The sequence below is a fragment of the Alkalimonas mucilaginosa genome, assembly GCF_036327005.1.
Classification (GTDB): domain Bacteria; phylum Pseudomonadota; class Gammaproteobacteria; order Enterobacterales; family Alteromonadaceae; genus Alkalimonas; species Alkalimonas mucilaginosa.
This window is the reverse complement of the sequence record NZ_JAUGZK010000002.1, coordinates 196619-211752: the sequence shown is the minus strand read 5'-3', so window position 1 is coordinate 211752 and position 15134 is coordinate 196619. Positions and strand designations below refer to the sequence as shown.

The 15134-nt window shown below is 52.6% G+C and carries 11 protein-coding genes; 5 read left to right on the top strand and 6 right to left on the bottom strand.

Annotation, left to right across the window (positions count from 1 at the left end; translation table 11 throughout):
* Nucleotides 1-253: 253 nt before the first annotated feature.
* Nucleotides 254-2521: a S8 family serine peptidase gene (locus QWF21_RS03265; protein WP_330086608.1), complete on the top strand. Its 2268-nt coding sequence runs from the start codon at nt 254-256 to the stop codon at nt 2519-2521.
* A 73-nt stretch (nt 2522-2594) separates the two neighbouring features.
* Here the strand turns inward: QWF21_RS03265 and QWF21_RS03260 are convergent, their stop codons facing one another.
* The 6 genes from QWF21_RS03260 to QWF21_RS03235 all read right to left on the bottom strand — a co-directional run bounded on the left by QWF21_RS03260 (nt 2595) and on the right by QWF21_RS03235 (nt 9942).
* Nucleotides 2595-4346 carry a Na/Pi cotransporter family protein gene (locus tag QWF21_RS03260; protein WP_330086607.1) on the bottom strand — a complete coding sequence of 584 codons (1752 nt, stop codon included), beginning with the start codon at nt 4344-4346 and terminating at the stop codon, nt 2595-2597.
* A 140-nt stretch (nt 4347-4486) separates the two neighbouring features.
* Entirely contained in the window at nt 4487-5197 is a 711-nt protein-coding gene (phoU, locus tag QWF21_RS03255; protein WP_330086606.1) for a phosphate signaling complex protein PhoU, read from the bottom strand.
* Nucleotides 5198-5207: 10 nt separating this feature from the next.
* Nucleotides 5208-5963 (bottom strand): phosphate ABC transporter ATP-binding protein PstB, encoded by a 756-nt coding sequence (gene pstB, locus QWF21_RS03250; RefSeq protein WP_330086605.1) that lies wholly within the window; start codon nt 5961-5963, stop codon nt 5208-5210.
* A 7-nt stretch (nt 5964-5970) separates the two neighbouring features.
* Nucleotides 5971-7302 carry a phosphate ABC transporter permease PstA gene (gene pstA / locus QWF21_RS03245; RefSeq protein ID WP_330086604.1) on the bottom strand — a complete coding sequence of 444 codons (1332 nt, stop codon included), beginning with the start codon at nt 7300-7302 and terminating at the stop codon, nt 5971-5973.
* 8 nt (nt 7303-7310) lie between these two features.
* Entirely contained in the window at nt 7311-9023 is a 1713-nt protein-coding gene (locus QWF21_RS03240) for an ABC transporter permease subunit (RefSeq protein WP_330086603.1), read from the bottom strand.
* On the bottom strand, nt 9013-9942 hold the full coding sequence (locus QWF21_RS03235) for a PstS family phosphate ABC transporter substrate-binding protein (protein ID WP_330086602.1): 930 nt from the start codon (nt 9940-9942) through the stop codon (nt 9013-9015). The genes QWF21_RS03240 and QWF21_RS03235 overlap by 11 nt, the downstream gene beginning before the upstream one ends.
* Nucleotides 9943-10187: 245 nt before the next feature.
* On the opposite strand from QWF21_RS03235, the gene QWF21_RS03230 reads away from it, so the two are divergent.
* From QWF21_RS03230 to QWF21_RS03215, 4 genes are all read left to right on the top strand, one after another.
* Nucleotides 10188-10694, top strand: a complete 507-nt coding sequence (locus QWF21_RS03230; protein WP_330086601.1) for a glycine cleavage system protein R — start codon at nt 10188-10190, stop codon at nt 10692-10694.
* An 85-nt stretch (nt 10695-10779) separates the two neighbouring features.
* Nucleotides 10780-12903 carry a polyphosphate kinase 1 gene (ppk1, locus tag QWF21_RS03225; RefSeq protein ID WP_330086600.1) on the top strand — a complete coding sequence of 708 codons (2124 nt, stop codon included), beginning with the start codon at nt 10780-10782 and terminating at the stop codon, nt 12901-12903.
* Nucleotides 12900-14432 carry a Ppx/GppA phosphatase family protein gene (locus QWF21_RS03220; protein WP_330086599.1) on the top strand — a complete coding sequence of 511 codons (1533 nt, stop codon included), beginning with the start codon at nt 12900-12902 and terminating at the stop codon, nt 14430-14432. The genes ppk1 and QWF21_RS03220 overlap by 4 nt, the downstream gene beginning before the upstream one ends.
* A complete protein-coding gene (locus QWF21_RS03215) occupies nt 14422-15054 on the top strand; it encodes a DNA-3-methyladenine glycosylase I (RefSeq protein ID WP_330086598.1) in 633 nt (210 codons plus the stop codon). Before QWF21_RS03220 ends, QWF21_RS03215 begins: the two co-directional genes overlap by 11 nt.
* The last annotated feature ends 80 nt before the right edge of the window (nt 15055-15134 follow it).

Here is a 15134-nt window from a genome sequence, read left to right as displayed (position 1 = left end):
ATCACTCACCCTAACAACGCAGCTAAAATTCCCCTTTAATGAAACAAACCATTACAGCTGTGAATTAATAATTGAACACAAGCACGCATTGTTATAAGTTAATTAGGTAACACTATTAAAGGTTAATGTGCTGATTCAGCCTAACCCTTATGTTCCCTTGGATGTCGCTTCACTTTGAGTCTGTCCTGCCGTCTGCTTCTCATTGAAGGTGCTACAAACACAATGATAATAATCACCTCAGGAGGGTGAACTTATGCCTAAATCAACAACTACTTTTGTCAACCCTAAAAGCAGCTTGCTTGCGCTGGCGGTATCCGCCGCGCTGGCAGCACCGCTTGCGGTGCAGGCCGTTGACAATGAGCCAAGCAGTGATCGTTTCATCATTCACTACAAGTCTGAGCATTTGTCCCAACAAAATGTCGCCCTGCGCCCAGGTCAAAGCCATCAGCAAGCCGCCTTGCAAGTCTCCGCCAATGCGCTCGAACGGCTTGGAGGAAAAACCAAACTGATTCTTGGCCCACAACGGGCAATTGCCGCTGAACTGCCACCTGCTGTTTTGAAACGCTTGCAAGCGGATCCATCCATTGAGTTGATCGAGCCAGATTTGGTGCGTTATCCGATGGCACAACAGATCCCATATGGTTACACCATGGTGCAGGCCGATCAGGTCTCCGATCAATTTGCCAGCAATCAGACCGTCTGTGTTATCGACTCTGGCCTGGATCTCCCCCATGAAGATTTCCTCAGCAGCAATATCACCGGCACCAATGATCCGGGCACCGGTAACTGGTTTGAAGCCGGAGGCCCACACGGCACCCATGTTGCAGGTACTATTGCAGCACTGAACAACGATGTTGGTATTGTGGGTGTGCTTCCCAATGGCGAAGTTAAACTGCATATCGTTAAAGTCTTTAACGCCGGTGGCTGGGGCTACTCATCATCGCTGGTCAACGCTATCAATGTTTGTGCCGATAATGGCTCCACTGTGGTTAATATGAGCTTAGGGGGTGCAGGATCCAGTGTCGCTGAGCGTAATGCACTGCAAAGTATTTATGATAATGGCGTTTTATTGGTTGCTGCTGCAGGCAATGCCGGTAATACCTCTTTGTCTTACCCGGCTTCGTACGACTCGGTCATTTCCGTAGCAGCCGTCGATGACACCAAAACCCTGGCCAGTTTTTCACAGCGCAATGCGCAGGTTGAACTGGCAGGCCCTGGTGTGGATGTACGCTCTACCTATCCGGAAGGGACCGGCATGGAATCCATGCTGTCGGTCAATGGTGTTGCTTTTAATCCAAACCCTATCGACAACGCAGGTTCTGGCAGCATCACGGCTGAGATCGCCAGTTGCGGTCTGGGCTTAACCACCTGCGATGATATGGTTGGCAAGGTTTGCCTGATTGCACGTGGCGAAGTCTCTTTTGCACAAAAAGTAGAGTCTTGCCAGGATGGTGGTGGTGTAGCCGCCATTATCTACAACAATGAGCCGGGCAACTTCAGCGGAACTCTGGGTGATAATCCAACCACTACCATTCCTGCTGTGAGCTTATCGCAGGAAGAAGGCACCACGCTACTTGGTCAATTGGGTGATGATGCCAACCTGATCTCTGGTGCCAGCAATTATGGCCTGATGAGTGGCACCTCGATGGCATCGCCTCATGTCGCCGGGGTTGCAGCACTGGTGTGGAGTCACTTCCCACAATGCAGCAATGCCGAAATCCGCGCGGCGCTGGCTGCCTCTGCTGAGGATTTAGGAGCCCCAGGCCGTGACAACTCCTACGGCTGGGGTCTGGTGCAGGCCAAAGACGCTGTTGACTATCTGGCCACCCATGGCTGTGAAGGTGCTGACGAGCCGGATGATCCGGTGGATCCAGATCCGGAGCCAGGTACCGAGCTGGAAAATGGTGTTCCAGTGACCGGTCTTGCCGGTGCCAGCGGTGAACAACTGTCCTTTACCATGCAACTGCCTGCCGATGCCAGCGACTTATCCTTTGTGATGTCAGGCGGTACTGGTGATGCCGATTTGTATGTCAAATTCGGATCAGAGCCAACCCTAAGCGACTACGATTGCCGGCCATTCCGCTTTGGCAACGAAGAACGTTGTGATTTTGCCACACCGCAAGAAGGCACCTGGCATGTGATGATCAATGGCTATACCGCCTTTAGTGGTGTCAGCCTGGTGGGTAGCTTCACAGCCCCGGATGAACCGGATGTACCGGATGCCGGTGGCTATGTTGTGAACGACATCAGCATCGACCGCCGGACCTGGGATTACTACAGTGTGGATGTACCCGCCGGAGCCAGCAGCCTGGTGGTAGAAATTTCCGGTGGCCGTGGTGATGCCGATCTGCATGTGCGTTATGGCGCTGTACCAACAGCAACACAATTCGACTGCAAACCGGGTGTGAATGGCAACAATGAAATCTGCACCTTCAGCAATCCGACCGAAGGCAGCTGGCACATTGGCCTGCATGCATTCCGTGCGGTCAGTGGTATGAAGCTGGAAGTTCGTTACGAGTAAAGTAGCCGTCTTTCTGCAATAAAAAACGCCGCTCATTGAGCGGCGTTTTTGTTTTTGTAGCTAACGACCTGAATTACGCCTTGCGTGCCTGGGCCTGGCCATCAATCCGCATCGCTTTTAACCGGCGACCCGATGCCGATTCGTTGACATTGAGCACGTGATCACCGATCCGCTCCAAACGATTCAACATATCGATAAAGATTACACCTGCACGCGGCGCATAATCACCACTTTCCAGCCGGGTGTAATGATTATTACGGTATTCATCACGTAGCCTGTCAATCTTATCTTCCAACGCAATCGCATCTTTCAGGCTCACACTAGCCGGCTCTTTCGCCACATTATCTTTCATAGCTGAAATAGCATGCTGCAGTGCCGTCATCATCACAGCCATTTCCTTGCTGGCATCTTCCGGCCAGGTGGAGTTGGTTTCCACCATCCGTTCCGACAATTTAGAGACCTGATAATAAATATCCGCAATCCGCTCCATATCGTTGATCATGGTTTGCATAAAGCGAATGCGCTCGGTCATCCAGTGTTCCAGGTTGGTATGCTCACTAACCCGTACCAGATAATCGGAAATTTCCACTTCCAACTGATCGGTGGCATCCTCGTATTTCTGGATTTTTTCCATCAGCTTTTCACGGTTGCTGCCAGGCTCAAACAGCAACTCATTGACCGATTCGTGCATTTTTTCAATCACACCGGCAAATTGCTGAATTTCTTTTTGCGCCTGGGCGACCGACAAGCCCGGTGAGGTCATCACACCGGCACTGATATAACGCAGGTGAAATTCTTCGTCTTCACCACCACGGTCTGGCTGAATGTATTCGACAAAGCGGATTAAATAGGGCACAAAAGCAAACAGCAGCACCACGTTAAGCACGTTAAAGGTGGTATGAAACAAGGAGAGCGCCAGGGTAGCATTGGCACGGGCCTCCTGGCTGCTGTCCATCACCGACACAGCATTGCCGGTAAAATATTGCACCGCTGTATCCATCAGACTGAGCATCGGGAAGATGATTGCCATCATCCAAATCACCCCGACAATATTAAAAAAGAAATGGAAGCGCGCCGCTCGTTTGGCATGCACGTTGCCGACCAAAGCGGCAATATTTGCCGTGACAGTAGTACCGATGTTCTCACCCAAAATCATTGCCGCTGCAATCGGAAAGGAGATCCAGCCTTCAAACAACATCACCAGGGTAATGGCTGTGGCTGCCGAGGACGATTGAGTGAGCAGGGTCAGGATGGCCCCGACCACCACAAACAACAGCAACGACAGATAGCCGTAATCGGTAAAAGCATCTAAAAAAGCAAACATCGCCGGGTTGTTGTTGATATCCGGCACCGCGTCTTTAATAAAGTTAAGACCGATAAAGAGGATACCAAAGCCAACCATCGCCTCGGCAATATTGCGTAGCCGGCTGTTGCTGGAGAACAAAAAGGCAAAAAACACCCCGATGACGGCAACCGCGATCGGGGTGATCTGAAACTTAAAGCCAAACAGCGCCACCATCCAGGCAGTAATGGTAGTACCGATATTGGCCCCCATAATGACACCGGTCGATTGCACAAAGGTGAGCAGGCCGGCATTGACAAAACTCACAGCCATCACGGTGGTGGTGGTGGAGGATTGGGTGATGGCGGTGGTGCCAAAACCAGTCAGAACACCGGTGAAACGATTGCGGGTCATGCCGCTTAAGATGCCTTTCAGCCGGTTGCCTGCAATTTTTTGCAAACCTTCGCTGAAAATCTTCATACCAAAAATAAAAATCCCCAGTGAACCGATCAGCTGGAGAAAATCAAACAGTGTATAACTCATGCGTTTTTGCCCTGAATAGCCCAGTGTAATCAGCCTTGGCCGCTCACTGCTGGTCATATTTTATGCATTGGTGCAATTAAGGCGGCATTATAGCCCCGATATTTGTGCAATAAAAATGAAATATTTCATCGGAGCGTGGTTTAACTGCGGGCATTGCGTTCCAATTCAGATTCATTGCTGTGCCGCACCACTTTCCCCTTCACCAGATAAATGATGTATTCCGACAGGTTTTTGCACCGATCACCGATACGTTCCAGTGAGCGGGCAGACCAGAGTACATTCATCACTTTGGGGATAGAGCGCGGATCTTCAATCATATAGGTCATCAACTGGCGGGTAATGGCCTCGTATTCACGGTCTACCCGCTTGTCTTCTTTGTAGACGCTAAGCGCAGCTTCGATATCCATCCGCGCAAATGCATCCAGCACATCGTGCAACATTTGCCAGACATGGCGGCCCAGATTGTCCAGGTTCACCAACAGATCCTGCTGCTGGGTGTTAAAAGACTCCAGCGCTACTTTGGCGATGCGGCGGGTTTCATCGCCAATCCGCTCCAGATCGGCAATGGTTTTTAAAATCGTCATCACCAATCGCAGATCACTGGCAGCCGGCTGGCGCTTGGCAATGATACGGGTGCATTCGTGGTCAATTTTCAGCTCCCAGTCATTGACCTGACGATCGTTATCAATCACCCGTTGTGCTTTGTCGCTATCGGCATTGGCGATCGCCTGCAACGCCTGATGCAGCTGTTGCTCCACCAGGCCTCCCATCGCCATCACATGGTTACGGATTTGCTCAATTTCTTCATTGAACTGACTGGAGATATGACGGGATAAATGCAAAGTATCCAACGGGTGCTCCTTAGCCGAAACGGCCGGTGATGTAATCTTCAGTATGCTGCGACGTAGGCTGGGTAAAGATGGTATGAGTCTCCCCCCACTCCACCAGCCGGCCCTGATTTAAGAATGCCGTGAAATCCGAAATGCGCGCCGCCTGTTGCATGTTGTGCGTAACAATCACCACAGTATAGCTGGCCTTGAGCTCGTAAATCAGCTCTTCGATTTTTAAAGTGGAAATCGGGTCCAGCGCCGAAGCAGGTTCATCCAGCAACAAAACCTCCGGCTGCAAAGCGATCGCTCTGGCGATCACCAGCCGTTGCTGTTGGCCGGTGGATAAGCTTAACGCCGTTTGATGCAACCGCTGCTTCACTTCACTCCAAAGCCCCACCTGCTTTAAAGCCGACTCGACCTGCTCATCCAACCGCCGGTGACTGCGCTCTCCTTGCAGGCGAAGACCAAAAGCAACATTGTCATACACCGATTTAGGAAAAGGGTTGGGTTTTTGAAACACCATCCCAACCCGACAACGTAGCCGGGCCAGATCAGTATCCACCCGGTAAATGCTTTGCCCGTCCAGTTGCACATCCCCTTCGCTGCGACATTCCAGCATCAACTCGTTCATGCGGTTCATCGCGCGCAGCAAACTGGACTTGCCGCAACCAGATGGGCCAATCAGGGCTGTCACCCGGTTGGCCGGGATCTGCAGCGCAATCCTATCCAACACCTGCTGCTGTGAAAACCACAAGGAAAAGTTATCAACCACTAGTTTGCTCTGCATGGTTCCCCTAATCAATCAAACGGTACTTTCTGCGCAGTTGTTGCCGCAGTAAAAAAGCACTCAGATTCAGCAATAAAATCAATGTCAACAATACCAACCCTATGGTAAATACCAAGGAGATGGCAACCTCGGTATCCGGGTTTTGAAAACCGGCATCGTACAGATGATAGCCAAGGTGCATGAATTTTCGTTCCAGGTGAATGTAAGGAAACTGACCGTCAATCGGCAATTGGGGCGCCGATTTCACCACCCCGACCAACATCAACGGAGCCACTTCCCCGGCCGCTCTTGCCACGGCCAGGATCAGCCCGGTCAGCATGGCTGGCGCCGCCTGCGGCACCACAACTTTCCAGATGGTTTCAGCCTGAGTAGCCCCAAGCGCAAAACTGCCAAGACGCTGAGCCTGCGGCAACTTAGCCAGCCCCTCTTCAGTAGCGACAATGACCACCGGCAAAGTTAACAGTGCCAGTGTTAAGGCAGCCCAAAACAGCCCAGGTGTACCAAAGGTTGGGGCAGGTAACTGGTCGGGATAAAACAAGCGGTCCAGGCTACCTCCCAGCACATAGACAAAAAACGCCAGACCAAAGACCCCCATCACCACCGAAGGGATACCGGCCAGGTTATAAACACTGGTCCGAATCCATTGGGTAAGCCAGTTTTTACCTGCATACTCATGCAAATAAATGGCCGCAAGTATGCCAAAAGGTGTTACCAGCACGGCCATTAGCAACACCATGACCAGGGTGCCGAAAATGGCTGGGAAGATGCCACCTGTCCCTGGATTCTGGTTAGGTGCCGCTGTTAAAAAGTGCCGCCACTCCTGCAGGTACAGCTGGAGCTTTTGCCACCAGGATAGTTGATTCGGCAACCAATGAGCCCGTACCTGCTCCCACGGCAGGGCAACTTGCTCCCCAGTGCCGGTTTGCAGCCAGAATGCATCTGCAGTGCGCTGGGGCTGCCGCCAGGCATACAGAGTCCGGCCATCGTACATCTGCACCAGTACCGCTTCTGCTGGCCGCTCAGGCAGCAGCTCAGTCGCCGTGATTAGCAGATAACGCCCCGCCGGGCTGCTATCCCTTGCCTGGAGACTATCGCCCCTATCGACCAACCAAAGCGTCCTGTCCATCCCGTCAGTTGCATCCTGGCGACGCATCAAGCGCCCAAGTTCAGGTTCAGTCTGCTCCGTCAGTTGAAACTGCACCAAAGGTGCTGGCCACAAATGCTGCAGGCCTTTGCTGGTAATAAGCAAAAGCAGGGCCATAAAAAGCCCCAGGCACAGTAACAAAGCCGAAGCGCTCAACCAAACCCAGGGACTGCCTTGTTGCCACCATTGCCGCATGCTGCCTCCTAAAGCTGCTGATAACGCTGGCGGATCCGCTGCCGCAGCACAGATACCAGGGTGTTGATGAAAAATGTCAGCACCAGCAACAACAAAGCGGCCAGCAGCAAGACTTTAAAGTGACTGGAACTTACCGCAGCTTCCGGCATCTCTAAAGACAGACTGGCGGTCAGGCTTCGCATACCGGTAAAAGGATCAAAGCCGAGTAATGGCGTATTGCCGGTGGCCATAATCAGGATCATGGTTTCCCCCAAAGCCCGGCCAAGCCCCAGCAATACAGCAGCCAAAATACCAGGAGCAGCCACCGGCAGCACCATGCTGCTCAGTGCCTGCCAACGGCTGGCGCCAAGCGCCAGAACCCCCTGGGCCAGTGATGGTGGCACTTGCGATACCACATCTTCGGTCAGGCTAAAAATACTCGGGATCACCGCCAGGCCCATGGCCATACCAATGATCAGCGCATTGCGCTGCTGATAATCGATGCCGCGTTCGCCGAGCCAGAGCAACAAAGAACCATCAAACCACCACTGCTCAAGCCAGGGGGTGCCAATGTAGGTAAGCCAGACAGCAAGCAGCAGCGGTATAAGCAGGACAAACCAGCCTGGCTGCTCAGCCTGTTGCTGGCGCTGTTGCCGCCAGCAGTACCAGACAGCGCTGCTCAGAAGCACCAGCGAAGGCACCAGCAGCAGCAACATGAAAAACAGCAGCAACTGTTGCTCCAGCCAGGGGGCCAACAGAAAAGCTGCAATAAAGCCCAGGATCACCGTTGGCATCGACTCCAGCATTTCCATGCTGGCCTTGACCCGATAGCGCCATCGCTCCGGCAAATAACAAGCAGTGTATACAGCGGCCAGGATCGCCAGCGGCGTGGCAAATAACATGGCGTACCATGCTGCCTTCAGGGTACCAATGGTTAACGGCACCAGCGATAACTTGGGACTGGCATCATCGGCCGCTGCGGCTGTTTGCCACACATAAGCCGGCTCACGACGCCCTTCATAATGCACTGGTAACCACAACTGAGTAAAAGACACAGACGGATGTTGCCACTGTATCTGATACCAGTTGCTGGTACCGGACTGCCAATCCAGCCGTAGCCACTGCCGATCATCGCTGAGCTGCAGGTGCTGCAACCTATCTGACGGCAAGCGAAGTTCAGCCAGCAAGCGGGCTGAGTCCACCTGATGCAGCTGCAACAGCCCGGGATGCAGGCTAAAAAAGCTGCTTGACGATACGGGGATCAAAGCCAGCAAAGGCGTGTCGCTTACTGAGATCCCAGGGCGGGCAATCAGTTGCTGATGCAATCGAAACCAGGATTGCACCTGAGCGGAACCATCGGCCAACAGCAAAGTACGACTGCCCGGCAGCAACACGGCATCGCTGAGCGGGGCCATCGTCAGTTGCTCGCGCAGCTGCAGCTGCCAGCTTTCATCCTGCTGCAGGTACCAGCGAATCGCGCCATCCCGCTGTAGCACCACTCGCTCTTGCAGGCCATTATCCAAATGCAGCTCGGCTTGCTGCCCGGTATCAGCCTGATACAGGCTATGCCATTCAGGTTCGGCATCTGGCGACGCTACAGGGCTGATGCTGCCGGCTTGAAACAAGGGCCAGACTTGCCAAATCAAAAACAGGAAAATAAAAGCGAAAGCCAGCAAAATACCATAGCCAACCAGAGTAACAGACCAACGGCTTATCTTGTCAAAGTAGTGCCTAGCTTGCATTTTGCTTCACTCCCAACTGTTGCAGTAACAACGAGCGTTGCTCAGTTGGCAAGGCTTCATAACCATGCTCCACCGCTAATTGTTGACCACTATCTGAGAGCACCATACGCAAAAAAGCCAGCTCCGCCATGCCGGCAGCTGTGTCAGGATGGTAGTTCAGATAAATATACAAGCTTCGTTGCAATTCGATGACGTCATGCTGTTCATTCAGCAACTGCAAACGCCGGACCGCCGTACTCTGATGGCGGGCTCCGGCAATACCAAGGCCATTTTCCGCCAAAGCGACCGCCTGGATCACCGCTGCTGCGCCAGGCAATTCGTGCAGCTCAGGCCGAAAATCACCATGACAGAGCAACTGCTGCTTTAGAAATCCATAGGTACCGGATGCTGAATTACGACCAAACAAGGCTACCGTACGCTGGCTAAGCGGGCCTGTCAGACCAAGATCCCGCCAGTAGCGCAAAGCTTTAGCCGACTGGCATTGTGGTTCCACTGAAAACAATTGCTCAAGCTCAGACAGCCGGATAGCTCGCAACGGATTGCTTCGATGGACAAACACGGCCAGGGTTTCCAATGCCACCGGGATGGCCAATGGCGGGTAGCCGTGTACCCGCTCGAACCGCTGCCGTTCGGTTGCCGTCATTAAACGGCTCATCGGCCCCAGGCTGGCCGTAGACTCAGTAAGAGCAACCGCCGCTGTGGCTGAACCACCAGCCTGGATCTGCACATTCAGCTCAGGATACTGCCGCATAAAATGCAGCGACCAGACCTGCATTAAACTGTTCAGGCTATCGGAGCCGGTGGTGGTGAGGTTGCCTCTCAAGGGCGTCGTTGTTTCATCGCCAGGCAAGGCTGCAGGACTTGCCTGCACAGCCAAGATCCAAACCCCAACGACCAGCGCCAGCATTCGATTGAACAAACACATCTCCTTACAAAAAGTCTCTGGCAGCAAGGTGGGAAAACAGGCGTCATAGTAGCACTGAACCCTATCGCAGCAAAAGCAGCTAGCAGCATCCGAAAAACAGAGCTGAAGCTGACCTGGAAAAATTTATCGCATTTAACTTTATTCCTACTGCTGGATGGCTACACTAAGTAACAGGAACCTTGTTCCCATAATAATGATTATTTAAACCGCCCCAACAGTCGTTAACAAAAGGAATCGCTATGAAGCAGTTAGTCCTGACCGTCATAGGACGCGATAAATCCGGCCTGGTAGAGCAGTTGGCTACTGTGGTCAATCAATACAAAGGCAACTGGATGGCCAGTAACCTAAGCCACTTAGCCGGTTACTTTGCCGGCATTGTGCAACTGGAAGTTGCTGAAGCCGATGTAGCCGAGCTGACCTCAGCTTTGAGTGCCATTACCGATCTGGATATTCATATTCACCATGGCATTGACAGCGATGGACAAAACAAACAGTTGCTAAGGTTCGTGATTACCGGTAATGATCGTCCAGGTATTGTCCGTGAGCTATCCTCAGTGATTAAACACAAAGGCACCAATATCATTCACTTTGAAAGCTCAAAGCAAAGTGCACCCAACTGGGGCTCGCCCTTGTTCAATGCTATTGCCACCGTCGAACTGGCACCAGGCTTAAGCAGGGACGAGGTCATAGCAGCGTTGGAAGCCATCGCCACCGATGTAGTGGTGGATGTAGAAATCGCGGACTAATATTTTTTACAGCGGCTACGGCCGCTTCATCCAATTGTCATAAAAATGCCATAGAGTAAATGCTTCAGCTGTCAGGAGTGCTGCTATGGAAAACCCACAAAGTGTCTCTGAAACCCTATCTGTCCCCATGATACCGCGCGAGCTAAGCTGGCTGTCTTTTAACGGCCGGGTATTGCAGGAAGCCGCCGATACCCGCAACCCGCCAATTGAGCGGCTGCGCTTTTTGGGGATCTACTCCAACAATATGGATGAGTTTTTCCGGGTACGGGTAGCCGATGTCAAGCGCCGGATCCTGCTAAAGAAATACCAGGCCAGCCCAGATGAAGATGCCGAGCAATTGCTGCAAGACATTCAACAAAAAGTGCTTGAGCAAGGCGAGCAATTCACCCAGATTTACAAAGATATTCAGTTGGAGATGCGCAAGCACAGCATTGAGCTGATTGATCATAACCGACTGACAGAGCCACAAATCGACTGGTTGCGTAACTATTTTCGCAGTGAAGTAAAAAAACACATTTCACCCATTATTCTTAGCAATGAAGAGCATCGGCTGGCCCGCTCACTGGAAGACAACACCACCTATTTGTTTGTCGAGATGAGTGGTCAGGGCAAGCCCGAGTACGCCATTGTGGAAGTACCAACCCGTGAACTGTCGCGCTTTGTCGAGCTGCCGCTGGAGCTGAATACCCGTAAGAAAAACGGCCATTACCGCCGTCAGTTGCTACTACTGGATGATATCCTGCTGCTGTGCCTGGCCGATTTATTCAGTGGTTTCTTTGAGTTTGAGCAGATCCAGGGCTACTCGCTGAAAATGACCCGCGATGCCGAGTACAACATCAGCGATACGCTGGATCAAAGCTTGCTGGATAAAATGTCCAAAGGGATCCGCCAACGCTTAAAATCGGAACCGGTGCGGCTGGTGTACGACAAAGAGATGCCGGAAGATATGCTGAAAGTGCTGCGCAAACAGCTCGGCACCAGCTCAATGGACTCGCTGATTGCCGGCGGTCGTTACCGCAATTTCAAGGATTTTATCGGCTTTCCAAACATGGGTCACCACAGCCTGGAGTTTGCGCCCTTACCGCCACTGCCAAGCCCGGAGTTTGAACAGCATGCCACCAGCTTCGATGCCATCCGCGCCAGCGATATCCTGCTGCATTACCCCTATCAGGATTTTGGTTACTTTACCGAGTGGATCCGTCAGGCTTCGTTCGATCCCAAAGTCAGCAGCATTAAACTGACCATGTACCGGGTGGCCAAAAACTCCCGGGTGATCAGTTCGCTGGTCGATGCGGTGCGCAATGGTAAGAAAGTGGTGGTAGTGGTAGAGCTGAAAGCGCGCTTTGATGAAGAAAACAACATCAACTGGTCCCGTAAAATGACCGAGGCCGGCATCCATGTGGTGTTTGGCCTGACTACACTGAAAATTCACTCCAAACTCTGTTTAATCACCCGGCTAGAGCGGGGTAAGGCCGTGCGTTATGCCCATATCGGCACCGGCAATTTCAATGAAAAAACCGCCCGTATCTACACCGATATGAGCTTGTTCAGCTGCCATCCGGAGCTGACAGCCGAAGTCGACCAGGTGTTCGAGTTTATTGAGTACAGCTACCGCCCTTACCAATTTAACCACTTGATTGTCTCACCAACCTGGAGCCGGCCACGGCTGATTGCCTTGATTGAGCGGGAAATTGGTTTCGCCACCTCGGGACGCAAAGCCGAGATTATTCTGAAAGTGAATAATCTGGTGGATAAGGAGATCATCGCGCTGCTGTATCAGGCCAGTCAGGCCGGGGTAAAAATCCGCATGATCATCCGCGGTATGTGCTCGCTGATCCCAGGTGTGCCTGGTCTTAGTCAGAACATTAAAGTGATCAGTGTGCTGGATCGTTTTCTTGAACACAGCCGGGTCTATGTCTTCCATAATGGCGGCGAAACCGAGGTGTATATTTCGTCTGCCGACTGGATGACCCGCAATATCGATCATCGGGTTGAGGTGGGTGTGCCGGTGTATGATTTACGCTTAAAGCAGCAAATCCTTGACATCCTGCACATCCAGCTAAAAGATAACGTCAAAGGCCGGCTGCTGGATGCCAGCCAAAGCAACAGCTATGTGAAGCGTGGTAATAAGCGCAACATCCGCTCACAACAAGCTACTTACGACTATCTGGCTGCCCTGCAGCAGGACCCCACAAGGATACCCGATTGAGTCAAACCGATACTTCAGTAACCAGCAGCGGCCTGATGGCCGCGGTGGATTTAGGCTCCAACAGCTTCCATCTGGTGATTGCCCGCGACTTGCATGGCGATTTGCAATTGTTGCACCGCGAAAAACAAAAAGTGCAGCTGGCCGAAGGCTTAAACAACGATCTCATCCTCAGTGAAGAAGCGATGGAGCGCGGTCTGTCGGTATTGCGGCAGTTTGCTGATACCTTATCCGGCATACCAGCCGATGCAGTGCGGGTCATCGCCACCTACACCCTGCGCCGGGCCAGCAACAGCCAGACTTTTTTACGCCGGGCCCGCAGCCTTTTCCCCTACCCGATTGAAATCATCTCCGGTCAGGAAGAAGCCCGTTACATTTATCAGGGCGTGGCGCACTTTGAACATGCTGCCGAGCACCGGCTGGTGATGGACATAGGCGGTGGCAGTACCGAGTTTGCACTCGGGCAGGGTTTTGAAGTGCTGCGCCTTAGTAGCCGCAATATGGGCTGTGTCAGTTACGGCAAAGAGTTTTTTGCCGGCGGCAAACTTTCGGCCAAACGCTTTTCCCGTGCTATTCTGCAGGCCGAGCAGGAGCTTGAGTCCATCGCCAGTGCCTTTAAAAAAACCGGCTGGCAGCAGGCACTTGGCACCTCCGGCTCGGTGAAAGTACTGCGCGATATTGTGCAGCAGCAGCTGCAAAGCGATGGGGTACTGCGTCTTAACGAACTGTTGCAATTAAAACAATTGTTGATTCAGGCAGGCCATATCCAGGCGCTGGAGCTGGCAGGTCTGAGTGATGATCGCAGAGCTCTGCTGGCACCGGCACTGTGCATTGCCATCGCTGCTTTTCAGATGCTGGATATTCAGGAAATGCAGTACTGCGAAGCGGCGCTGCGCGAAGGTGTGTTGAACGAAATGCGTCAGCGCCGTTATCAACAGGATATTCGCCAGAGCACCATTGCCAGTTTGCAACAACGTTATCAGGTGGATGTGCCGCACAGCGAGCGGCTGCAGCGCACCGCAACTGATTTACTGGCACAAGCCGCCAACAGCTGGCAAATCCCAGCCGAAGCCCAGCAGTTGCTGCTCTGGGCCTGCCAGGTGGTGGAAATTGGCCTGCAAATCAATTCATCCGGCATCCAAAAGCACTCGGCCTATATTTTGCAACATGCCAACCTGCCTGGTTTTAACCAGGAGCAACAGCAACTACTGGCCTTTTTGGTTCGTTACCACCGCAGCAAACTAAAGGGCCTGAGCCTGCCCACATTGTACCTCTACCCGCCGCATCAGTTGATGCGTCTGCTGGTGCTGCTGCGCCTTTGTGTACTGCTGAACCAAAAACGCCGCGATGACTGGTTGCCCACCCTTACTATTGAAGCCAGCGAGCATGCCCTCGCCCTTGACTTACCCGCCGACTGGTTACAGCTGCAGCCGCTGCTACAGGCCGATTTGCAGCAAGAGGCCAGTTGGCTGGCTAAGGCCGGCTTTCATTTTCAACCACCGCAGCAACCCGAGGAGCCTGATGATGCCTGATGGGGATCCCACAGCAACAGCGGCCATCGCGAGCAGACGTTGCCCCTGGCTCGATTGCAGCAAAGCAGATTATGTGGCTTACCATGATGACGAATGGGGAGTACCGCTGTTTGATGATCAAAAATTGTTTGAGTTTATTACGCTGGAGGCTGCTCAGGCCGGGTTGAGCTGGTATACGGTTTTGAAAAAGCGACCGCATTACCGTCAGGTCTTTGCCGGCTTTGCTGCCGAGCAAGTAGCGCGTTTTGACCAGCAGCAGATTGAGCAGTTGCTGCAGGACCCGGGCATTATCCGCAACCGCTTAAAGGTAGAAGCAGCGGTGAACAATGCCCGCTGTTTTTTGGCCATTCAGGAAGCCTTTGGCAGTTTTGCCGCTTACCAGTGGCGCTTTGTCGATGGCAGACCGCAGGTCAGCAACATCCGTGGGCCAGAGGATTACCGCGCTACCAGCAAAGCCTCCGATGCGATGAGCAAAGATTTAAAACAGCGTGGTTTTAAGTTTGTCGGCTCCACCATCATTTACGCCCATATGCAGGCCTGCGGTATGGTGAACGATCACAGCCTGAACTGCTTTCGCCGCCAGCAGATTATCGACAGCTATCCGGCGCTTGGGCTTGGCTAACCCAGCGTCAACGATACAAAAATACTGGTAAAACTTCCAGCAGACGATACCAGAAACAAACCTTTCGCAGTGTTTCTTTG

Excerpts from the sequence above, each read along its gene's own strand:
- QWF21_RS03265 (WP_330086608.1), top strand. The coding sequence starts at position 254 with ATGCCTAAATCAACAACTACTTTTGTCAACCCTAAAAGCAGCTTGCTT.
- QWF21_RS03260 (WP_330086607.1), bottom strand. The coding sequence starts at position 4,346 with ATGAGTTATACACTGTTTGATTTTCTCCAGCTGATCGGTTCACTGGGG.
- pstB (WP_330086605.1), bottom strand. The coding sequence starts at position 5,963 with ATGCAGAGCAAACTAGTGGTTGATAACTTTTCCTTGTGGTTTTCACAG.
- pstA (WP_330086604.1), bottom strand. The coding sequence starts at position 7,302 with ATGCGGCAATGGTGGCAACAAGGCAGTCCCTGGGTTTGGTTGAGCGCT.
- QWF21_RS03240 (WP_330086603.1), bottom strand. The coding sequence starts at position 9,023 with ATGCAAGCTAGGCACTACTTTGACAAGATAAGCCGTTGGTCTGTTACT.
- QWF21_RS03230 (WP_330086601.1), top strand. The coding sequence starts at position 10,188 with ATGAAGCAGTTAGTCCTGACCGTCATAGGACGCGATAAATCCGGCCTG.
- ppk1 (WP_330086600.1), top strand. The coding sequence starts at position 10,780 with ATGGAAAACCCACAAAGTGTCTCTGAAACCCTATCTGTCCCCATGATA.
- QWF21_RS03215 (WP_330086598.1), top strand. The coding sequence starts at position 14,422 with ATGATGCCTGATGGGGATCCCACAGCAACAGCGGCCATCGCGAGCAGA.